Origin of the sequence: Pseudomonas sp. RA_15y_Pfl1_P11 (assembly GCF_963970975.1) — a bacterium.
In the GTDB taxonomy this organism is placed as follows: Bacteria; Pseudomonadota; Gammaproteobacteria; order Pseudomonadales; family Pseudomonadaceae; genus Aquipseudomonas; species Aquipseudomonas tritici.
The window spans coordinates 19,449-40,365 of sequence record NZ_CAXAOY010000004.1; the positions used below are offsets into that span (position 1 = coordinate 19,449).

General features: G+C 63.4%; 15 protein-coding genes. 3 read left to right on the forward strand and 12 right to left on the reverse strand.

What is annotated here, in order from left to right; genetic code table 11:
* Nucleotides 1–154 precede the first annotated feature (154 nt).
* From AACY44_RS05950 to AACY44_RS05960, 3 genes are all read left to right on the forward strand, one after another.
* Complete coding sequence (locus AACY44_RS05950; protein WP_003213305.1) at nucleotides 155–1,075, forward strand: hydrogen peroxide-inducible genes activator; 921 nt, start codon at nucleotides 155–157, stop codon at nucleotides 1,073–1,075.
* An 8-nt stretch (nucleotides 1,076–1,083) separates the two neighbouring features.
* Nucleotides 1,084–3,159, forward strand: a complete 2,076-nt coding sequence (gene recG, locus AACY44_RS05955) for an ATP-dependent DNA helicase RecG (RefSeq protein WP_339428294.1) — start codon at nucleotides 1,084–1,086, stop codon at nucleotides 3,157–3,159.
* A gap of 147 nt (nucleotides 3,160–3,306) precedes the next feature.
* A complete protein-coding gene (locus AACY44_RS05960) occupies nucleotides 3,307–4,707 on the forward strand; it encodes an aminoacyl-tRNA deacylase and HDOD domain-containing protein (protein WP_339436648.1) in 1,401 nt (466 codons plus the stop codon).
* A 52-nt stretch (nucleotides 4,708–4,759) separates the two neighbouring features.
* Here the strand turns inward: AACY44_RS05960 and AACY44_RS05965 are convergent, their stop codons facing one another.
* The 12 genes from AACY44_RS05965 to tssJ form a co-directional block, all read right to left on the reverse strand.
* Nucleotides 4,760–5,140 (reverse strand): helicase, encoded by a 381-nt coding sequence (locus AACY44_RS05965; protein ID WP_065948786.1) that lies wholly within the window; start codon nucleotides 5,138–5,140, stop codon nucleotides 4,760–4,762.
* Between the two features lie 124 nt (nucleotides 5,141–5,264).
* The gene (gene tagQ, locus AACY44_RS05970; protein ID WP_339436647.1) at nucleotides 5,265–6,191 is read right to left on the reverse strand and encodes a type VI secretion system-associated lipoprotein TagQ; all 927 of its coding nucleotides are present in this window, start codon (nucleotides 6,189–6,191) and stop codon (nucleotides 5,265–5,267) included.
* Nucleotides 6,192–6,275: 84 nt separating this feature from the next.
* Complete coding sequence (locus AACY44_RS05975; protein ID WP_339415077.1) at nucleotides 6,276–7,985, reverse strand: formylglycine-generating enzyme family protein; 1,710 nt, start codon at nucleotides 7,983–7,985, stop codon at nucleotides 6,276–6,278.
* A complete protein-coding gene (locus tag AACY44_RS05980; RefSeq protein WP_339415076.1) occupies nucleotides 7,978–9,162 on the reverse strand; it encodes an ABC transporter permease in 1,185 nt (394 codons plus the stop codon). The genes AACY44_RS05975 and AACY44_RS05980 overlap by 8 nt, the downstream gene beginning before the upstream one ends.
* Nucleotides 9,162–9,866, reverse strand: a complete 705-nt coding sequence (locus AACY44_RS05985; protein WP_339428315.1) for an ABC transporter ATP-binding protein — start codon at nucleotides 9,864–9,866, stop codon at nucleotides 9,162–9,164. The genes AACY44_RS05980 and AACY44_RS05985 overlap by 1 nt, the downstream gene beginning before the upstream one ends.
* Nucleotides 9,866–12,844: a serine/threonine-protein kinase gene (locus AACY44_RS05990; RefSeq protein WP_339529924.1), complete on the reverse strand. Its 2,979-nt coding sequence runs from the start codon at nucleotides 12,842–12,844 to the stop codon at nucleotides 9,866–9,868. The genes AACY44_RS05985 and AACY44_RS05990 overlap by 1 nt, the downstream gene beginning before the upstream one ends.
* A complete protein-coding gene (locus AACY44_RS05995) occupies nucleotides 12,841–13,560 on the reverse strand; it encodes a PP2C family protein-serine/threonine phosphatase (protein WP_339415074.1) in 720 nt (239 codons plus the stop codon). The genes AACY44_RS05990 and AACY44_RS05995 overlap by 4 nt, the downstream gene beginning before the upstream one ends.
* Nucleotides 13,561–14,214 carry a type VI secretion system-associated protein TagF gene (gene tagF, locus AACY44_RS06000; RefSeq protein ID WP_339415073.1) on the reverse strand — a complete coding sequence of 218 codons (654 nt, stop codon included), beginning with the start codon at nucleotides 14,212–14,214 and terminating at the stop codon, nucleotides 13,561–13,563.
* Complete coding sequence (gene tssM, locus AACY44_RS06005) at nucleotides 14,211–17,711, reverse strand: type VI secretion system membrane subunit TssM (RefSeq protein WP_339529926.1); 3,501 nt, start codon at nucleotides 17,709–17,711, stop codon at nucleotides 14,211–14,213. The genes tagF and tssM overlap by 4 nt, the downstream gene beginning before the upstream one ends.
* Nucleotides 17,708–18,997: a DotU family type VI secretion system protein gene (locus tag AACY44_RS06010; protein ID WP_339529928.1), complete on the reverse strand. Its 1,290-nt coding sequence runs from the start codon at nucleotides 18,995–18,997 to the stop codon at nucleotides 17,708–17,710. The genes tssM and AACY44_RS06010 overlap by 4 nt, the downstream gene beginning before the upstream one ends.
* 6 nt (nucleotides 18,998–19,003) lie before the next feature.
* Nucleotides 19,004–20,338, reverse strand: a complete 1,335-nt coding sequence (tssK, locus tag AACY44_RS06015) for a type VI secretion system baseplate subunit TssK (RefSeq protein WP_339428289.1) — start codon at nucleotides 20,336–20,338, stop codon at nucleotides 19,004–19,006.
* 18 nt (nucleotides 20,339–20,356) lie between these two features.
* Nucleotides 20,357–20,866: a type VI secretion system lipoprotein TssJ gene (gene tssJ / locus AACY44_RS06020; protein ID WP_339415069.1), complete on the reverse strand. Its 510-nt coding sequence runs from the start codon at nucleotides 20,864–20,866 to the stop codon at nucleotides 20,357–20,359.
* Nucleotides 20,867–20,917 lie beyond the last annotated feature (51 nt).

Below are 20,917 nucleotides of genomic sequence, written 5' to 3' on the forward strand. Positions count from 1 at the left end.
AAGCCCGCTCCCACATTTGATTTCACTGCCTCAAAAAATCCGTTTTCCAGCTAAATCCTCCGCACTCCCCGCTCAATCCCAACCAAAGTTCTGATAACGTGCGTCTATCGATTGCAGCCGGTATGCTTGGCCCGCAACCTCATGGACGCCCGCTATGACTCTTACAGAATTACGCTACATCGTTACCCTCGCCCAAGAGCAGCACTTCGGCCACGCGGCCGAGCGTTGCCACGTCAGCCAGCCGACGCTGTCGGTGGGCGTGAAAAAGCTTGAAGACGAACTCGGTGTGCTGATTTTCGAGCGCAGCAAGAGCGCCGTGCGCCTCACACCGGTGGGCGAAGGCATCGTGGCCCAGGCCCAAAAGGTGCTGGAGCAGGCGCAAAGCATTCGCGAACTGGCCCAGGCCGGCAAAAACCAGCTGACCGCACCGCTGAAAGTCGGCGCCATCTACACCGTCGGCCCGTACTTGTTTCCGCACCTGATCCCGCAACTGCATCGCGTTGCGCCGCAGATGCCGCTGTATATCGAAGAAAACTTCACCCACGTATTGCGCGACAAACTGCGCAACGGCGAGTTGGACGCGATCATCATCGCCTTACCGTTCAACGAAGCAGACGTACTGACCCTGCCGCTCTACGACGAGCCGTTCTACGTGTTGATGCCCGCCTCCCATCCGTGGACACAAAAAGACACCATCGATGCCGGCCTGCTCAACGACAAGAGCCTGCTGCTGCTCGGCGAAGGCCACTGCTTCCGCGACCAGGTGCTGGAAGCCTGCCCAACCCTGACCAAGGGCAACGACGGTGCCAAGCACACCACCGTGGAATCCAGTTCCCTGGAAACCATTCGCCACATGGTCGCTTCCGGCCTGGGTATTTCAATCCTGCCGCTGTCGGCGGTGGACAGCCATCACTACGCCCCCGGCGTCATCGCAGTGCGCCCACTGACGCCGCCGGTGCCGTTCCGCACCGTGGCGATCGCCTGGCGCGCCAGCTTCCCACGGCCCAAAGCGATTGAGATCCTCGCCGACTCGATCCGCCTGTGTTCGGTGGCCAAGCCGCCTGCCGCGAGCTGAGCAACGATATGACGGAGCTGTCGCAGGTGTCGGTGACGGCACTCAAGGGTGTCGGCGAGGCCATGGCCGAGAAGCTGGCCAAGGTCGGCCTGGAGAACCTCCAGGACGTGCTGTTTCACCTGCCCCTGCGCTACCAGGATCGCACCCGCGTGGTGCCCATCGGCCATCTGCGCCCTGGGCAGGATGCGGTGGTCGAAGGCACCGTCAGCGGCGCCGACGTGGTGATGGGCAAGCGCCGTAGCCTGGTCGTGCGCCTGCAGGACGGTACCGGTGGCCTGAGCCTGCGCTTCTACCATTTCAGCAATGCGCAGAAGGAAGGCCTCAAACGCGGCACCCGCGTGCGTTGCTATGGCGAAGCGCGGCCCGGCGCGTCGGGCCTGGAGATCTACCACCCGGAATACCGCGCCATCACGGGCGACGAACCGCCGCCGGTCGACACTACACTCACCCCGATCTACCCGCTCACCGAGGGCTTGACCCAGCAGCGCCTGCGCCAACTGTGCATGCAGACCCTGGCGATGCTTGGCCCGAAGAGCCTGCCCGACTGGCTGCCCCTGGAGCTGGCCCGCGACTATCAACTGGCGCCGCTGGACGATGCGATTCGCTACCTGCATCACCCGCCCGCCGACGCCGATGTCGATGAACTGGCGCTGGGTCATCACTGGGCCCAGCACCGCTTGGCCTTTGAAGAACTGCTGACCCACCAACTGTCCCAGCAACGCCTGCGCGAGAGCATGCGTTCCCTGCGCGCGCCGGCGATGCCCAAGGCAACGCGTTTGCCGGCCCAATACCTGGCCAACCTCGGCTTCGCGCCGACCGCTGCCCAGCAGCGCGTGGGCAATGAAATCGCCTACGACCTCAGCCAGAAAGAGCCAATGCTGCGGCTGATCCAGGGCGACGTGGGCGCGGGCAAGACCGTGGTCGCCGCCCTCGCTGCCTTGCAAGCACTGGAAGCCGGTTACCAGGTGGCGCTGATGGCACCCACCGAGATTCTCGCCGAGCAGCACTTCATCACCTTCAAGCGCTGGCTCGAACCGCTGGGCCTGGAAGTCGCGTGGCTGGCAGGCAAGCTCAAGGGCAAGGTGCGTGCGGCCGCGCTGGAGCAAATCGCCGGTGGCGCACCGATGGTGGTGGGCACCCACGCACTGTTCCAGGAGGAAGTGAAGTTCAAGAACCTCGCCCTGGTGATCATTGACGAACAGCACCGCTTCGGCGTGCAACAGCGCCTGGCCCTGCGCCAGAAAGGCGTGGGTGGCCGGATGAACCCGCACCAGCTGATCATGACCGCGACGCCGATCCCGCGCACCCTGGCCATGAGCGCCTACGCCGACCTCGACACTTCGATCCTCGACGAATTGCCGCCCGGCCGTACCCCGGTCAACACGGTGCTGGTCACCGACACCCGCCGTGTCGAAGTGATCGAGCGCGTACGCGGTGCCTGTGCCGAAGGCCGCCAGGCCTACTGGGTGTGCACGCTGATCGAAGAGTCCGAAGAGCTGACCTGCCAGGCCGCCGAGACCACCTTTGAAGACCTCACCAGCGCCCTGGGTGAGCTAAAGGTCGGGCTGATCCACGGCCGCATGAAGCCTGCGGAAAAGGCCGCGGTGATGGCCGAATTCAAGGCCGGCAACCTGCAACTGCTGGTGGCCACTACCGTAATCGAGGTGGGGGTGGACGTGCCCAATGCCAGCCTGATGATCATCGAAAACCCCGAGCGCCTGGGCTTGGCGCAACTGCACCAGTTACGCGGTCGTGTCGGCCGGGGCAGCGCAGCCAGCCATTGCGTGCTGCTGTACCATCCGCCGCTGTCACAGATCGGGCGCCAGCGCCTGGGCATCATGCGCGAAACCAACGACGGTTTTATCATCGCCGAAAAGGATCTCGAACTGCGCGGCCCCGGCGAAATGCTCGGCACCCGCCAAACCGGCCTGCTGCAATTCAAGGTCGCCGACCTGATGCGCGACGCCGATTTGCTTCCCGCCGTGCGCGATGCGGCGCAAGCGTTGATGGAGCGCTGGCCGGAACATGTCAGCCCGTTGCTGGATCGCTGGTTACGCCATGGGCAGCAATACGGCCAGGTCTGAAGACCGTGTAGGCGCTGGCTTGCCGGCGATGGCGCCTGCAGGAACAACAGCCCCCCATAGCCAACCGCGTCACAAACCACAGTTAGTCGACCAACATATGTATCAAGCTGGTTATACTTCGTTGAATGTAAGAAATTGGATCAGGCCATGTCAGAAGTTGCCCTCGCCACAGCCCCACTGGCCGCCCCGCCGGTCATTCGGGCTCTGCTCGCAAAACTCGCCATCCCCTACACGGAAGTCAGCGATCTACCGGGCCTGAACCCTGCGCAAAAAGTCCAGGCCGTATTGCTGGAAGACGCGGTGGGCGCTCTGATGGTGCTGTTCCCGCAGAACCAACTGCTCGACCTCAACCGCCTCACCGAACTCACGGGTCGCCGACTTACGGCCGTATCGCCGGATCGCGTCGCGCGCATGCTGGGCAAGCACAGCTTGAGCCTGCTGCCGGGCCTGCCGGCACTCACCAGTTCGCCGTGCCTATACGAAGGCAGCCTGCTCAACGAGCCGAGCCTGCTGGTGCATTCGGGCGAAGCTGGGCTGTTGCTGGAGATCTCCAGCGACGCCTTCAAGACCATGCTCACCAAGGCCAGCGCCGGCCACTTCGGCGAGCCGCTGAGCAACATCCGCCCCAACCTTGACCGCCCGAATGATGACCGTGAGGAAATCACCCAGGCCATGCAGGCGTTCACCGCGCGCCGCATCCAGCAGCGCCTGGAAGCGACCATCGAGATTCCACCGCTGGCCGACACTGCGCAGAAGATTATCAAGCTGCGTGTCGACCCCAACGCCACCATCGATGACATCACCGGCGTAGTGGAGACCGACCCGGCCCTGGCCGCGCAAGTCGTGAGCTGGGCCGCGTCGCCCTACTACGCGTCGCCGGGCAAGATCCGCTCCGTTGAGGACGCCATCGTGCGCGTGCTCGGCTTTGACCTGGTGATCAGCCTGGCGCTGGGCCTGGCTCTGGGCAAGACCTTGAGCCTGCCCAAGGACAACCCGCACCAAGCCACGCCGTACTGGCATCAGTCGATCTACACCGCCGCCGTAATCGAGGGTCTGACCCGCGCCATGCCGCGCGCCCAGCGCCCGGAAGCCGGCCTGACCTACCTCGCCGGCCTGCTGCACAACTTCGGTTACCTGCTGCTGGCCCACGTGTTCCCGCCGCACTTCTCGCTGATCTGCCGTCACTTGGAGGTCAACCCGCACCTGTGCCACAGCTATGTAGAGCAACACCTGCTGGGCATCAGCCGCGAGCAGATCGGTGCCTGGCTGATGCGCTACTGGGACATGCCGGATGAGTTATCCACCGCGCTGCGCTTCCAGCACGACCCGACTTATGACGGGCAATACGCTGAGTATCCGAACCTGGTGTGTTTGGCCGTGCGCTTGTTGCGCAGCCGAGGGATTGGTTCCGGGCCGGATGAGACGATTCCGGATGCGCTGCTTGAGCGCTTGGGGCTGACGCGGGACAAGGCTGAAGAGGTGGTCGGCAAAGTGCTGGATGCCGAGGTGTTGTTGCGTGAGTTGGCGTCGCAATTCAGTCAGGCTTAACAGCAGCTGCAAGCTTCAACAAGTAGTCAGCTTCAAGCTTGCAGCTTATGGCTCATCGCTTGGAGCTGCGCTTACGCCCCAAATACTTGGTCAACCCCTGGAACCAGATCACCAGCGCCGGGTTACCCTTGATCTGGATCGACTTGTCTTGAATCCCCGTCATGAACGCCAGTTGCTTGTTCTTCGCCTGCATCGTGGCGAAGCCGTAGGCGGCATCTTTAAAGGCAATGGCAAACGCCGGCGCAGGGTGAACACCTGAGCGGCTGGTGATGCGCTGGTCTTTGACGATGAAGTGACGGGCAACCTTGCCGTCGAGGGTCTGCAGCTGGAAAGCCAGGTCTTTATCACCCAGCTGCTGCTGGAAGGCAGGATTGGTGCGGCTGGCTTTGCCCATCATCAGGCCCAGCACCCACAGCAGAAGACGAAATTTCATGCACACGGCCTCGGTGTAATTATTGAGTGGCCGCAGCAGTTTAACGATTTGCTAAGAGAACGCCACCGATCTTGCGCATTAGCGGAAGATCGGCTGGCGTTTGACGCTTATAGCAGCATGTTACTTAAACGTTTGGGCAGGGTACCGGGGCCCAGTCGGCCAGGTTTGGATCGCGGCAGGCGCCTTCCATCTGAGCCTTGCCAGCGCTGGCGACCTGCTTGCTTTCAGCTTGCTTGGCCTGAACGGCCTGGATGCTCTTCTCGGTGGTGACCGCTTCTTTAGGCACGACCGGCAATTTCTTCTTCTTCGCGACTTTTGGCGAACTCTTGCCTTTCTTGGCCGGAACGACCAGCGGCGCCACGTCGGCTTGGGCCACGGTGACTACGTCATTACGCTGCACGCCTACTTGCTGCAGGTCTTTCTCGTAGGCCTGGGTGTAATTGTTCAGGTCTTCGCTGGCTTTGCCGTTGACCGCGACGATCAGGTCATTGGACTCCTTCAGGCCCGAAACGATTTCCGCCAGGCGCTTGCGGCCTTCAGTCTCGTTGACGGTCTTGGCCTTGCGGTCGGCCACCAGCTTGGTGAATGCGCCCTGGTAGCACTGCTGCGAGGCTTTGGCATAGGCAGTGCTGCGGTCGATGTCGGACGCGCTTTTGTTGAAGTCGGTGGAGTAGGAAGCAATGCGTTGATTGTCATCGCTGATCTGCTTCTGACGCTCGGTGTAGTAACCCGCCGCGCCGCCAGCCAAGGCGCCGCCCGCAGCGCCAATCGCGGCGTTGCGGCCGCGCTTTTCCTTGTCGCCAGTGAAAGCCCCCAGCAGTGCACCGCCGGCCGCGCCGATGGCCGCGCCAGTGACGACCGACTTGGTCATGTCCGAATCAGTCGCGCGCAGGTGTTGCACCGGCTCGTAGCAGTTCGGGTAGTACTCGACCTTGGTGCTCGACGCGACCTTGGAGGCCGGCGACGTGGCACAACCGGTCAGCACTGTGCTGAAGCCGGCCGCGATCAGCAGCAAGTGACGTTTGGAAACCGCCTTACGGGAAAAAAACATAGATGTGTTCTCTTTTAAGTTTGAATTGCCCAGCACGGCCCACCGCCGCCTGAGTCCCTTCCAAGCTCGCCATACAGCCAGCGATCATCGCTGACCGCTCGCTGCGAGCAGTTCCTTCAAGATCGTTGCCGGGTCGGCCCGCTGTTGCTTGCGGTAGTTGCCAACATGACGAACGAACAGTGTTGCGCGCGTCACCAGGCTCTTGCCGAGCACAGGCTTGCGATCCAACTCTTCCTTGATCCGTTGAAACTGCGCCTGGATCACCGCATCGGTATAGCGCGTGCCGGTGGCCAGGTTGTCGATGTAGATCGCCACTGCGCCATCCAGCGCGCTGCGGCCGTTGGCAATCGCTATGTCAAACAGCTGCGCGCTGGCCTCGTCTTTGTTGTCGGTAGCCTGCTGGCGACTCTTCTGCAGATTGGCCAAGCGAATGTTGTAGTTGCTGATGGTTTCGGCCACCAACGCGGCGGACTGAATCAGGTTGCCCGCCGCTTCTTCGCGTTGCTGGGCGATCAGCGAGACGTTGCGCTTAAGCTCTTCGTTGACCAGCCCAAGCTCGGCTTGCAGCTTGGGATCGACGCTGGCAGCGATGATACTGTCCAGGCGTTTGGTCGGCTCCTGGGCGTCGTCGATGGCGTCAGTCAACGAAGCCAGGCGACCCTCCTTTTGCCACTGCGCGAACAGTTCCTTGTAGCGCGAACGCGGCGCCGCCAAGGCGCCAATCGCCACGCGGAAACCGGTGGTCTCGTTGCTTTGCTCGGTGCCGTCGGCCGCAAACAACGGGTACTCGCGGCGCATGCCGGTGAACAACGTGCCCTCGCCTTCCAAATAGTTGCCGCCCTTGACCACAAAGCCGCCGTAGGTGCCCTGACGGCGCCCGGCATGCACCAGCTGGAAGGATTCCTGGACCATTTCCGCCGCATTGCCGATCACGTCGAACAGGCCAATCGGGTTAGGCAATTTGGTGCCGATGGGCATCAGGCGTGCGGCCTGGCCAGTGCCGCCGGCGACCTGGTTGAACACGGCGTAATTGCCGAGCGGGCCGTCGCTTTCGCTGCCTTCGACACGGCGCGGAAACAGGCGCCCTTCAAGGTCCTGACGGCTCACGGCTTGGCCACCGCGCGCGGCGTATTCCCATTCCACTTCGGTGGGCAGGCGCACAAAGCCCAGCCCGCCATCCTCCGCTGACGAACCGCGCCCACTGACCGGCAGTAACTCGCGGTGGTATTTCATCAGCCAGGCGCTGTACACCGCCGAGAAGCGCTCGGCTTCAAAGCGCGACAGCTTCACCTTGGGCAAACGCCCGGCCATGCCGGTGGGCGCATCGCACGCAGGCGCCGGTTCGCCACTGGCCAGTGACTGCGCCTGGGCCATCACTTGGGCGTATTGGCGTGCAGTCACTTCGTACTTGCCGATGAAGTACAGCATGGGCTTGAGCGGGGTCTTGGCGTCAGTCTTCGGCATCAACGGCGCGATGACTTTGTTCCACCCTTTGGGCAAATCCTTGAGGGTGAACTGGCCGTTGATGAAGTCGCGGCGGTAACCGGAAATAAACGATTGCTTATAGCCCGCCTCGCCTTCGGCAAAGGGGTAGCCGAGGCTGATTTCGCGATCGTCCAGGGTGCCTTGAGCCAGCACATAGGCGTAGCGGAACACCATGTTGCCTTCACACGGTAGCGGCAGGCTCACGTCATCCGGCAACGGCTTGGGGTTGTCGAGTTTGTCACTCGCTTCATCAGCCCAGGCCATCGAGGCCAGGCTCAGCGCCACGGCGGCGCCCAGTAACTTATACATCTCTGATTCCTTCAGAAGCCTGGATACGCGCCACTCGCCAACCGCCACAAACCGCCGCCACGGCGCTTACGCCGAGCACAGCAGCCAGGGCCAGGCCGTAATGACGCGCCAGCAGGTGGCTGGCGTATTCGCCCGGCACCTGCACGAATAGTTGATTCAAAGCGGCCTCGGCCAGGCCATACAACCCGGCACTGAGCGCAGCAGCAAAACCTGCGCTGTACAGCGCCTGCACCACCACAAACACCAACAGCCCGCCCGTGGAGAACCCCAACAGGCGCAACACTGATAACTCTCGACGCTTGCGCGCCACGGCGGCCAACGCTGCGGCAAAGATCGCCGCAAACGCGCCCGCCAACGCCAGCCCGCAGATCACCCAGAATATGATCGACAGGTTGCGGCTTAACGACTGCACTTGCGCAATGGTCTGTGCCTGGGTCGACACCAACACATTCTGCCTCGCGAAATACACCCGCAGCGGCTCCACATCGGTGAGGTTGCGGGCATACAGGCGAAACGCGGGATACACGCGCTGTGCGCTCACACCCACCTCATCACCGGCCCAACCCAACCTCGGCACTGCACGACCATCGCGGTAATCTTCAACGGCTTCCAGCAAACTCAATTCAACAAACAAACCGTCACGGGCAAAGGCTTCCAGCGGCAATACCGCCAACACCTGCAAGCGCGTGCGCTGGGCTTCTACGCGTCCCGCCACTTGCCGTGCAAAGCGGGTCTCCAGCCAATCGCCAGGCCGCGCAGCGAGCTTCTCAGCCGCGGTGTGGCTCAGCACGATCTGATCCAGGCCCTTTGGCAACGGCAGACCGCCCAACAACGGATCACCCGCCGCGGTCGGCAGCATTTCCAGGCTCAGCTCGCCCACTTGCGCCGTCGCTGCAATCTGCCGCGTACGCGGCACGGCAAACGCCACGTCACTGCGCTGACTGAGTTGCTCGATAAATGCACTGCTGAATCGACCACCGCCCAACGGAATAATTTCGCGGGTGGCGGGGTCGGTCTGCAAACGTTCGGTCAAACTGCTAACCAGTCCAAATTTCAGGCCGAATAACACCAGCAACGGCGCGATCACCGCCACCAGCGCCAGCACCGAACAGGCCGACAGCCACGCATCGTTGCGGTAATCCTGCCAGGCCAGCGACGCCACCAGGCCGATGCGCATCAGCACGCCTCCCCAAGGGTGGCGGTGACGCCGCCGTCGGTCTCGCGACGGCAACTGATACGCCGCACCTGCAAGCCACTGGCGCGCGCCAAGGGTTCGTCATGGGTGGCAATCACACACGCTGAGCGATGTTCGCGAGCCTGGGCCAGCAACGCCTGCATCACGCGCTCGGCATTCAAGGGGTCGAGGGACGCCGTCGGCTCGTCCGCCAACACCAGTTGCGGTGCATGCGCCAGCGCACGGGCACAGCTGACGCGCTGGCGTTGGCCCACGGAGAGCGCCGCCGGTTTCTTGGCCAACTGGTCGCCGATTTCCAGCTGCTCGGCCAGACGCACCACGCTGCCGTCATCCTTCAACCCCAGCAGTTGCCGCGACAAGGCGATATTGCCGCGCACATCGAGAAAGCCCAGCAGGCCGCCGGTTTGCAGCACATAGCCCAAATGCTGACTACGCAGTGCGGCCAGCGTGGATTGCTGATCGCTGCGCCACAGCCCACGGATATCGTGCTGATTGAATTCAAACTGCCCGGCCTGATCCGGCGCCAACACCAGCGCCAACAGGTCCAGCAAAGTGCTTTTGCCACAGCCACTGGGCCCGACAATCGCCAATTGCTCGCCCGCACGCAGCGCCAGCGCCGGAATCACCAGGCTATAGCGCTGGCTACCGACGCCCCGGCTCTTGTGCACCGCGCTCAGGTTAAGCATCACGGTAGCGTCGACAACGGCACGCGGTACAACGCATCACCCGGTTCGGCATCACCGAAACGGACCCAGTTGGCCAGGTCATTGTGGAAGGTCTCGTAGAGGCGGATTTTCGAATCCAGCTCGTCGATAAAGTCTTCCTGCTCGGCCACGCTCAACGACAACCACAGGTCCTGGGTCATGCTCAGCGACTTGCTGCGGTACGGCAGGCCTTCGAGGTATTCGCCGAGGACGCCGCCGTCGGCCAGGTTGCCGCCCTTGCGCAAGGCTTGCGGGTCGCGGCTCATGTAAGCCGAGGCGCTGGCGATTTCCTGGAAGAAATCCTTGGGTGAGGTCTGGGTCTTGCGCGCCGCATCCACGATCAGTTTCAGCGACTGCTGCAGGTCGTTGAGCTGTAATTTAGTCAGCATCACGCACACCTGGAACGCCGGCAGCGCCGGGTTGGTAAGGTCGCGGTCGGCGGTCCATGCGCTGACCAGTTGCGGCGCCTGGCTTGCGGTCTTACGACCGAGAAAGTCCATGTGCATGGCATAGCCGACCGCTGCGGATTTGTCTGCCAGGGTTGGCGCAGAACTCAGCAACGGCACCGGCTGCGGCGTGTTGCTGCGCACCTGATGCACCAGGTTGGCGAACACCGTACCGATCTCGTCGACGCGCTCGCCCAACTTGCGCACGTCGCCACCCGGCACCGGCGTGTAAAGGTCGCCAATCTGCGGGTTGGCGTCGGCGGTGAGGATGCGGTACTGGCTTTCGGCGCCGGCGTGGGTTTTCTTGCCGGCGTCGGTGCGCAGGTGCAGGGCGTAGATCTTGATCTGCTTGCCCAGCGCGGCCTGGCGCACTTCCGCCTCGTTCATCTGGGTGGCGGCAAACGGGTCGTTCTTGCGCAGCGCACCAGCATCGGTGACCAGCAGGATAATGCGCCCGCCGTAACCGGACCAATCCATGCCGTCCACCGCCTGCATCACCCCGGCGAACGCGTCTTCGTTGAAGGAATGGCTGGACACGGTGGAAGCCTTGACCTGGCGCGCCATGTCGAGGAAGCGTTGCGGATCGCGCCCCTGGTCGAGGCTGATCAGCGTCTTGGCGACGTATTCCAGGCCAGGGGTTTTCTTGACGCTGCTGCGAAAACCCACCATGCCAAAACTGACACTGTCCAACTCGCCGCGCTCGCCGATGCGGGTTTGCAGTTCGTGCACCACATCGCGGATCTGGTCGATGTAGGGCTGCATCGACACGGTGGTGTCGACCACCAATACAACGGCCGTGCGGAAGGCGTCGGCATTCGCCTTGATCACAGGCGTGGCCGGTTTAACCGCGCTGGTGCCTGGGTCGATGGAGGCCACATTGAGCAACTGCACCAGCTGGCCGTTTTCGTCAAAGCTCTCTTTGGAGTCGAAGATCGGCAACAGGTAGAACTGGTTCTGCGGCACGGCGCTGGCAGTCGGTTCCAGCGCAAGGATTTGGCTATTGTCTTCGCTGTTTTTCTGCGCCTTGGCCAGCACGCCTTTGGCGGCGGCCGGGTCAGCCAAGAGCTTTTCGACTTCACTGGATTGACGCAGGAACATCACCGGTGCCCGGCCCGAGCGCTCGGTAAATTTCAGCACCAGGCTCTGCTTCCAGTCGCTGACCTGCGCGGCCGGCAACCATCCATCGCTGCGCCCATCGGTGGCCGCGCCGACGCGTACCCACGGGCTGCCGTCGATGTCTTTGCGCTGGTAAACGTAGAGTACGGAGAACGCCGGCAGCGCCTTTCCTGGCGCGCTGCCTGCGTGCGCCGAAAGCTTCGCACCGGGCTTGCTGAGCACGCGCTGGAACAGGGTCTTCTTACCCGCCATCAACAGCGGGCGCTGACCGCCATCCACTTCAGCGACTGGAGGTGGCGGTTGCGTCACCTTGGGCACCACCGCAGCAGGCGGTTTGGCCGGCTCATCGCTGCCGCTCAACCACCAATAACTGGCGCCACCAATGGCCAATGCAACCGCTACCGCAACAGCGGCCAGGGCCAACACCGGCCCACGGTGTTGCTCGGACACGGCCTTGTGTTGCGTCGGGGTCACCACAGGTTGGCGTACCACGGGTTGCGGCTGTGGTTTATCGGTCGGAATATCGATGGTGACCGGGGTCATACCCCCCAGATCAAAGCTCAGCGGGATCGGCAGCGGCCGCACCAGCGTGGCTTCCGGTGAATCCGCCGGCAGTTCGTCCAGCGCCTGCAACAGCGCGTCCGCATCCGGGAAGCGTTCCGCCGGGTCCTTGGCCAACAGCTTGCGCAGCACACCCTGATAACGGCCATGGTGCACCGGCAACTCCGGCAACGGCTCGGTCAGGTGTGCCAGTGCCGTAGAGAGCGCGTCGGGGCCGCTGTAAGGCAACTTGCCGACGAGGATTTCATACAGCACCACGCCCAGCGCATACAGGTCGGCGCGGCCGTCGATCTCCTGGCCCCGCGCCTGTTCCGGGCTCATATAGCTCGGCGTGCCCACGGCAAAACCGGCCTGGGTAAATTGAGTGCGGTCATCCAAAGACTTGGCGATACCGAAGTCGGACAGCACTGCCGTGCCATCGGCGCGAAACAGAATGTTCGCCGGCTTCACATCGCGGTGCACCAGGCCTTGAGCGTGGGCATAGCCCAGCGCCGAAGCGATCTGGCGGATCAGCGTCACGCCCTGCTCCGGCGTCAGGCCTGCGGCAATGCGCTCCTTGAGCGTGCCATTGGGCAGGTATTCCATCGCCATGTAATACAGCTCACCGACATTGCCGATGTCATGGATGGTCACCGTGTGCGGGTGCGACAAGCGCGCCAGGGTCTTGCCCTCGCGCAGGAAACGCTCGCAAAAGCTCGGGTCGGCGGCCAGCGCCGCCGCCATCACCTTCAACGCCACCTTGCGCTCCAGCGAACGCTGGGTCGCCAGGTACACGCTGGCCATGGCGCCTTCGCCGATCTCGCCTTCGATGTCATAACCCGGGATGACGATGTTCATGACGATACCTTCACGACGATGGCGGTGATGTTGTCCGGCGCGCCCCGGCTAAGCCCGAGGTGCACCAGGCTGCGCACGATTTCATCCGGCGTGTCATGGCTGAGGACTTCGCGGATTTCATGGTCTTCGACGGTCTTGTTCAGCCCATCGCTGCACAGCAGGTAGCTGTCGCCGGGGGCAATCAGCAGGTCAACCGCTGCCAGCTCCAGCTGGGCTTCCACGCCCACCGCGCGGGTGACGATGTTGGCGCGCGGATGCGTGCGCGCATCGGCTTCGCTGAGCAAGCCGCTGTCTTGCAGGTCCTGCACGTAGCTGTGGTCGCGGGAAATGCCTTCAAGCACGCCGTCACGCAGGCGATACAAGCGGCTGTCACCGGCCCACAGGCACACGCCGCGCAAGCCTCGCGCCGCCAGCAACACCACAGTGCTGCCCATCATGGTCACGCCCCGGTTGGCGGTTTCTTCGCGCACGGCCGCGTTGATGCGGATCAGGTCATTGCGCAAGGCCGCGCAATATTCTTCAAGGGAACGGCCCAGCGCCACACCGCGCAGGCTGTCGATGATCAGGCTGCTGACATAATCCCCCGCCGCATGCCCGCCCATGCCGTCGGCAACTACCCAAAGGCGGTTTTCCAGCAGGTCCAGGCAGGCGTCTTCGTTGACCTGGCGGACCATGCCCACATGGCTTTTGCTCGCGGATTTGTACGTCGCGCCCATCTACACCACACCTTCTTGTCCGAGCAAAAACTGCGCAAAATCGCCAGCGGCAGGCAGGCCCTGACACCGCAATAAACCAGGGGAAATCCGTTGCGAACCACGGCCCCACCACAAACTCGCGCCTTCACAGGCCTGTTCGGCGAGTGCGGTCATGCGCCCATGGGGCACGGTAGCGCTCACGCGCTGCAGGCCGGCGAAGCGGCTGTCCACTGCGCGCGGCTCAGTCGCCGGCAAGCCCAGGGTGTCGAGACCGTCATTGAAACGCTCAAAGGTGGCGCCGGCATCCAGGGTACTGAGCAACAGCTCTTCGGCCTGCTCGAACCAAGTGTCCGGCCCGCCCACGAGGGACGCTGGATTGGTGTCGTGATCAAGCAGCGCCACCACTGCCAGCGGGAAATACCGCCCGACCCGGTCAATGCTCGGCATCACCACACCCGCCGCCGCATCCGGCCCGCATACGCCCGGCGCCAATACAAAACGCCACAACGGGCTGACCAGGTACACATTGAGCCAATCACCGCCGAGGCTGCTCTGGCTGGCGAGCAAGCCTGCCGCCAGCCAGCTGTCCCACGGGCCGATAAAACTCTGGGGCAAGGCGCGGCTGACAAAGTCGCCGCGGCTGGCCAACTTGCCGTAGAAACCCAGCGTCGTCATAGCCGCTCCGGCAGGCTGAAGCCGCTGAGCACGCGGCTCTTGAACGGGTTGAAGGCGCTGTTGGCGCGCAACTCATAGGCGATGCTCGCGCCGTCGACCCGCAGGCGCAGGTTGAAACGGTCGGGCGAATTACCGGCGGTGAGGTCCGATTGCTGCAGCAAACGGAACCACGCCCATGGCCCGTCGAGGGTCACACCGGAGCGGCCACTGGCCGACGGCGGCATGATGGAAATACGCACCACACCAATGCTACCGGGGTTCGGCCATTGCATCGCAACCGGGCGGCTTGGGCCGTGGTCGTAGCTCAATTGCTGGCCGTCGAGGTCGAGCAGGAACTGGGTGATGGTCGGGTCCATCGACACGGGCTTGAGTTCGAAACGCACGACGGGCTGCGTGCCCCCCGATCTGAAGAACGCATCACGAATGGTCGCCGCACGTTGGAAGGTTTGCAGCACGCCCGGTGCAATCCCGAGTTTCTGCGCCGCGCCCGGCTGCCAGCGCCAGGTTTGCGTGGAGGTGTCGACGTAAGGCTGCAAGTATTTGCGGAAGTAGTTATCCATCACCCCGCCCACGCCGAAAAATTGGCCGAAGTCGTCCAAGGTGGCATCGCGGGCGCTGCCCGGCGACATCGGATAACGCCCAGCCAGGGACTGGCGATACACGTTGACCACTTCGCTGACCCACGCCGCGTTCAGCTGGTTACGCACCCCGCCCATCATGCTGTTGGTGGTGGAATTGACCACCGACTTGACCATGCCCTGCACCAGCGGCGGCTGGCGCTCGGCATTCAGGCTGACCCGCGTGGCCGCCGCCGCCGCCTGGTTCTTCGCCTCGCCCAGCAAGGCATCGCCGCTGGCGCCGACCATGGCGCTGACCTGCACATACAGCGCGTTCATGTCCGTGAGCAGGCCGTCGATGGCCGCCGGTTCGCCTTCACTCTTGCTGACGATGCTGTTGAGTTCGGCAAAGTGCGCGGTCACTGGATCATCCGTAGCGGCGGGCGCATGGGTGGTCGGTTGTTCCTGGCCGAGCAGGCTACCCAGGCGCTCCTTGAGCTTGTCGACACCGCCTTCCACTGGCACGCCTTTGGCGGCCAACTGGCGTTCTTCGGCTTGCAGGTCGGTTTCCTTGGCGACCGCCACCAGCAGTTTTTTCAGCGGCGAGGTCGGGCCGGATATCACCCGCAATACGTCGGCCGCCTGGGCCACGCTGGTGATCGGCACAAAGTCGATGTCCGCCAGCAAGGCATCCCACTGGCGCTGGTAGTCCTGGAAATACAGGCGACGCACGTCAGCGGCGAGGCTCACTACGTTCTGCTGGTCGGCCTGCTCATGGCCCAGCACCCATTGCTCTTCGGCGAGGGTGCCGGTCTGGTTCAGGCTGCTCAGCAGGAACGCCTGGCGATAGCCTTTGGCGGTAAAGAACCCACTCAGCGGTTCGCCCAACGGCTTGCCGCTTTTACGGCTGAACACCAGCGCCGCGTCACGGCCGGCGGCTTCGTTGATACGAAAATCCGGAATGCCTTCGGGCAGTTTCTGGCGCTTGACCCTGTCGTAGACGCGCTGGGCCACCGGCAGTTGTTGCAACTGGCGGCGCAGGTCATCAATCAAGCGTGGGTCAAGGCGCGCACTCGGCGGATGGCGCTCGAACAACGCCTGCAGGTGCCCGGCCAAGGCCTGGCGCTGATCGGCCGGCAGGTCGCGCGGCAGGTTGCGGTCCCAGTCAAGAGCGATCCAGGCTTTGATGAAGTCCGGGTCGTAATGCTCTGTGTCGGCGAGCATCAAATAGGCCTTGAGGCCTTCGTAGAGGAAGTCGGAACTACCGCCACCGTGCAGTTGTTCTTCAATACGCGTCACCAAGCGTGGTGCAAACACGGCGATCAACAGCTTGCGATAGACGCTGGCGGATTCGGCTTCGAGCATATCGCCCTGATACAGCCCCAGCCCTTCGGACCAGCTTGGCGAGTCGCCTGCCAGGTTCTTCACGGCGTTGAGCAACGGCAGCACGGCGAGCACTTCGCGCTGCGCCGGGCTCAGGTTCTGGACGGTCTGGCCCAGCGGCGCGACCTTTTGGTCAACCTGGGCGATATAAGCCTGGTTGGCGCGATAACTCACCCACCACAGGCTGCTGACCACCACTACCAACGCAACCGTGGCGGCGAGGACACCACGGGCAATCCACTTGCGCCGCCGCTCGACCTTGGGGTTCACCCCCACCAGGCCACGCTCGGCAAACGCAACGGCGGTGAAGAGTTTTTCGATGAAGTAACTGCGCCCGGTGCCGCTCTGGCGTGCCAGGTGCTGACGGTCCAGGTTCATGCTCTGGGCCATCGCGCCGATCAAGCGATCAATCGGGCTGCCTTCCTGGGTACCACTGGTGAAATACACACCGCGCAGCAACACACGCTCCTCAAAGGCATTGGGCTTGAACACGCCTTCGAGGAAGCTCTGCAGGCAATCCTTCAACGCGCCGAACTGCTGCGGGAAACCGTAGATCAGGTCGCGCCGCGCCGGGTCACGTTCCTGCTGCAGGCGTTCGACCAGGCGTTCGTTGAGGCGCTGTTCCAGGCCGGCGAATTCGCTCTGCAGGTGCGCCAGCGGGCTGTCACTGTTCTTGCCATCGTCCAGTGCAAAGGTCATGCCCCACACCTGGGCGCGGTCTTCCTTGCTCAGGTTGTCGAAGAACTCCATGAAGCCCGGCACCAGGTCGAGCTTGGTGAGCATCAGGTAGATCGGGAAACGTACGCCCAGTTGGGTGTACAGCTCCTGGATACGCAGGCGGATGGCCGCAGCGTGGGCGGCACGTTCCGCATCGGTGCCCAGTAGCAAGTCCGACAGGCTGATGGCGATAAAAGCGCCATCGATAGGCCGACGCGAGCGCTGCTTTTTCAGCAGGTCGAGGAAGCCCAGCCACGCAGCTTTATCCACCGTGGAGTTGCTGTCCTGGGTGGTGTAGCGCCCAGCGGTGTCGAGCAACACGGCCTGGTCGGTAAACCACCAGTCGCAGTTACGCGTACCGCCCACACCACGCACGGCACCGGCGCCCAACTGCGCGGCCAATGGGAAATGCAGCCCGGAATTGACCAGCGCGGTGGTCTTGCCCGACCCCGGTGGGCCGATGATCACGTACCACGGCAGCTCGTAAAGATTGCGACGCTCATCGCCACCGAGCTTGGCCTTTTTCAGCAGCGTCAGCGCTTCGTCCATGCGCTGGCGCAAGGTGGTGAGTTCTTCGGCCGTGGCGACGCTGTTGGGGTCGGCCGGGGTTTCGGCGGCCAGGCTGCGCATCACTTCGGCGGCCTGGCGGCGGGCCTGGATGATGCGGAACATGCGGTAGGCGATCCACACCGCAAACACCAGGATGATCAGCGCCCAACGGCGCCCTTCCGGCACCAGCACGTCGAGCAACGGCCCGACAAACCAGATGATCAAACTCAGGGCGATCAGGCCCAGCACGGGGATCACCCAGCGAATCATGAAACTGAAAAACGCCTTCACTCGACGCCCTCCGCCAATACGGTTATTTCAACCCGACGATTACGGGCGCGGCCTTCGGCTGTAGCGTTGGTGGCTACCGGCTCGGTGTCGCTTCGGCCTTCGGCGCTGAAGCGATCCGACTGGCCGGTCTTGGCCGCGAGGATCTCCAGCACTGACTTGGCCCGTGCCTCGGACAACGCCCAGTTGGACGGAAAGCGCAGCGTGGCAATCGGGCGGTTGTCGCTGTGCCCGGTGACGCGCACCTGGCCCTTGACCTTGCGGATGGCGTCGGCGATGCGCAGCATCAGCGGCTGGTAGTCATCCACGATGCTCGAGCTGGCGGATGCAAACAGTTCATCACCACGGATGGTCACCACAGAACGGTCGACGGCATCTTCAACGGCAACGCGGCCGGCCTTGATGTCCTCCACCAGGAAGCCAGCCAGGCGCGGGCGTTCGATCACCTTCGGCTGTGCCACCGGACGGTCGATGGCCTGCACCGGAATTTCGCCCAGTGCATGGATATTCTTGAACACCGGCTCGGCATCCGAAGCGAGCTTGAGGCGCAGGCCAAACAGCAACGCCAGCAACAACGCGACGCCGATGGCCACGGCGATCCACGGCGGCATGAATTGCGCCAGGCGATCCCGCGCCACGGTCACGCCGCGCCAGTGCGGCGACAGCTCGCGCTCATGTTCGCCGCGCGCGCTGCGGACAGCGGCGGCCGTGCGTTCGCGCAGGGTTTCCAAATGGCTGCGACCGTCGTTCATCACGCGGTAGCGGCCTTCGAAACCCAGGCACATGCACAGGTATAACAGCTCCAGCAGATACAGGCGTTCCCGCGGGCTTTGCAGGCAGTGATCAAGCAACTGGAAGACTTTTTCCCCGCCCCAGGCTTCGTTATGCACGGTGATCAACAGGCTTTGCTTGCCCCAATCACTGGTGCTGCCCCAAGGCGTGCTCAACACCGCTTCATCAAGGGCGGTGCACAACGCGTAACGCGCCAACAGCACTTCATTGCGGGCGATGCCGGCCGCTTCTGCGCGCTCTTCGAACTGGCGCAGATAGGCCAGCAACTGCGCGCGCAGGCTGGCCGGCGCCGGGTGGGCGATGGTGTTGCGCAGGCGCGTCAGCAAGGCGAGCAACGGGCCGGCGGCACTTTCCAGCGGGTTGAGGCCCTGGCTCTTGCCAGTGAGCATCGGCGCGGCCGGCATCGCCAGCGGCGAGGGTTCAGCACGCACAGGTTCCGGCGCGCGGCCACCGGGGCGCGGCATGAACTGGGTGCGGTCATCATCATTGGGATGCATCGCGGATTATCCTCGGATCGCCCAGAAGGCCAGGTTCAAGCCCGGGAACTGCCCGGCGATGTGGAAAGCGAAACCGCCGGAATTGCTCAGTTGTTGCCAATGCTCGCTGCCACGATCCAGCTCGTAATACGTCGAGCCTGCGTGGTACGGCAGTTGGCGAGGCGCCACCGGCAACGGCAGCAGGCCAATGCCCGGCAGTTGCAGGTTGACCATGTCGCGGATGTGTTCCACCGAACCGACTTTGCTCTGCTGGCCGAAGCGCGCGCGCAGGGTTTCGCCGGGCACATCGGCGCGCACCACAAGGATGAAGCTGGCGCTGTCGATGAGGGTTTTGTCGGCCAGCATCGCCACGTGGATGCCATAGGCTTTCTCCACAATCGGGATCGGCGTGGCTTTGCTGTCGATCAGCATCGACAGCGCTTCACGCAGCGCGGCCATCACCGGGGCGAAGCTCAGCACCAGATCGTCGTGCTGGTAGTGCGGGTATTCCTGAGGGCGGCGGCCCGAGGTCGAGAACGTCGAAAACTCGCCGGCCAGTCTCACCAATTCACTGAAGAAGCGTTCAGGGTGCAGCGGGCTCAACTGGCTCAAATGCTGGATCAGCGGTTGGGCACGGTTGACCAATTGCAGCAGCATGAAATCGGCAATCTCCGACGCACCACCCGCGCCCGAGGCAACTACGCGGCCGGCCAAGGCTTCGCCGCGCTGGTGCAGCAGGCCGAGCAGTTCGCTGCGAAACGCCGTCAGCGGCTTGCTTGCGGCCACGTCCAGTACGGGCGGGATGTAGGTGTCGTCGAGCACCAGCGCGCGGTCGGCGCGTTTTTCCTTGATGCGCACCAGGCCGATAGCGGCGTAGTCGCTGATGCCATCCTGGGCGGTCAACAGGCGCAGGGCGCGAGAGCCGACGGCCACTGGCGCACGGTTTTCAAAGGGGGCGTTGTCGTCACGTACTTCACGCACCTGGCTCACATAACGCGCGGCTTCCAGGGCCTCGCCTTCGTCCACGGTATCGCGGGCGCCCGCGCGCTTGAGCGGCAAGGCCAGGTACACCAGGCCGTCGCGCAGGTTGTCGTCAATATTCAGCGGGCTTGGCGCGAGGTCATCATGGGGAATGTTGAAGGGCGTACCGTCGGGCAACAGGCCGCGCGCAGAGACGATTGCCAGCTTGCCCTGGGCCAGCAGGCCCTGGTCGATCAGCAACTCGGAAAAACCCCAGGCGCCCGCGGACAACGGGCGGCTGCGGGCGTCGATCAGGTTTTCCAGGTAACGGTCATGCTGTTGGAAGTGCTGCGTTCCGATGAACATGCCTTCCGACCAGACCACGCGATTGTTCCAGGACATGGGAGCTCCGATTGCTTCTTATTGGGCAGGGCTGGATGGTGAGACCACGAGGTCGGCGCGCACGGCGCGTACATCGAGGCTGATCTGGTATTCGGTGTATTGGCGCGCGGGCACTTTGATCACTGTGCGCCATTGCGCGCGGTCCAACTCTCGATAGCCCACCAACAGCCCGATCTGGCGCGTGGACGGGTCGAGGTCGCGCTGAATGCTCAGTTGCTCGCCGGGCTGCACCGTCACTTCGTCCTGGTCCAACAGGTCCAGGCCGAGGGTGGATTGCGCGCGGTCAGCCAAGGCGAAGTAATCGGCGCGTGCAAAGGTGGCGGCGTTTTTCAGCTCGAAAATACGCACCCGCACCGGAGCAGCCTGGCCGCTGGCGCCGGGGTTAAGCCCGTTGATCGCGTGGAAGTGCAGCTCGACAGCAGCTGTATCGGCCTCTGCTTCTGCCACCGCTTCGGGTTTCGCGGCGTCTTTGGCACACGCCGTCAGCAGTAGCACGGTGGCGACTGCGAGTAAAAACCTGGGAATCATCCTGCGTCCTCAATGACGTACTTAGCTATCCGTTAATTCATGTGTTGCGGC

Coding starts and splice junctions, on each gene's coding strand:
- recG (WP_339428294.1), top strand. CDS start 1,084: ATGACGGAGCTGTCGCAGGTGTCGGTGACGGCACTCAAGGGTGTCGGC.
- tagF (WP_339415073.1), bottom strand. CDS start 14,214: ATGACGACGCTGGGTTTCTACGGCAAGTTGGCCAGCCGCGGCGACTTT.
- AACY44_RS05980 (WP_339415076.1), bottom strand. CDS start 9,162: ATGCGCATCGGCCTGGTGGCGTCGCTGGCCTGGCAGGATTACCGCAAC.
- tagQ (WP_339436647.1), bottom strand. CDS start 6,191: ATGTTTTTTTCCCGTAAGGCGGTTTCCAAACGTCACTTGCTGCTGATC.
- AACY44_RS05975 (WP_339415077.1), bottom strand. CDS start 7,985: ATGTATAAGTTACTGGGCGCCGCCGTGGCGCTGAGCCTGGCCTCGATG.
- AACY44_RS05990 (WP_339529924.1), bottom strand. CDS start 12,844: ATGAACATCGTCATCCCGGGTTATGACATCGAAGGCGAGATCGGCGAA.
- AACY44_RS05985 (WP_339428315.1), bottom strand. CDS start 9,866: ATGCTTAACCTGAGCGCGGTGCACAAGAGCCGGGGCGTCGGTAGCCAG.
- AACY44_RS05950 (WP_003213305.1), top strand. CDS start 155: ATGACTCTTACAGAATTACGCTACATCGTTACCCTCGCCCAAGAGCAG.
- AACY44_RS05960 (WP_339436648.1), top strand. CDS start 3,307: ATGTCAGAAGTTGCCCTCGCCACAGCCCCACTGGCCGCCCCGCCGGTC.
- tssK (WP_339428289.1), bottom strand. CDS start 20,338: ATGTCCTGGAACAATCGCGTGGTCTGGTCGGAAGGCATGTTCATCGGA.
- AACY44_RS05995 (WP_339415074.1), bottom strand. CDS start 13,560: ATGGGCGCGACGTACAAATCCGCGAGCAAAAGCCATGTGGGCATGGTC.
- AACY44_RS06010 (WP_339529928.1), bottom strand. CDS start 18,997: ATGCATCCCAATGATGATGACCGCACCCAGTTCATGCCGCGCCCCGGT.
- AACY44_RS05965 (WP_065948786.1), bottom strand. CDS start 5,140: ATGAAATTTCGTCTTCTGCTGTGGGTGCTGGGCCTGATGATGGGCAAA.
- tssJ (WP_339415069.1), bottom strand. CDS start 20,866: ATGATTCCCAGGTTTTTACTCGCAGTCGCCACCGTGCTACTGCTGACG.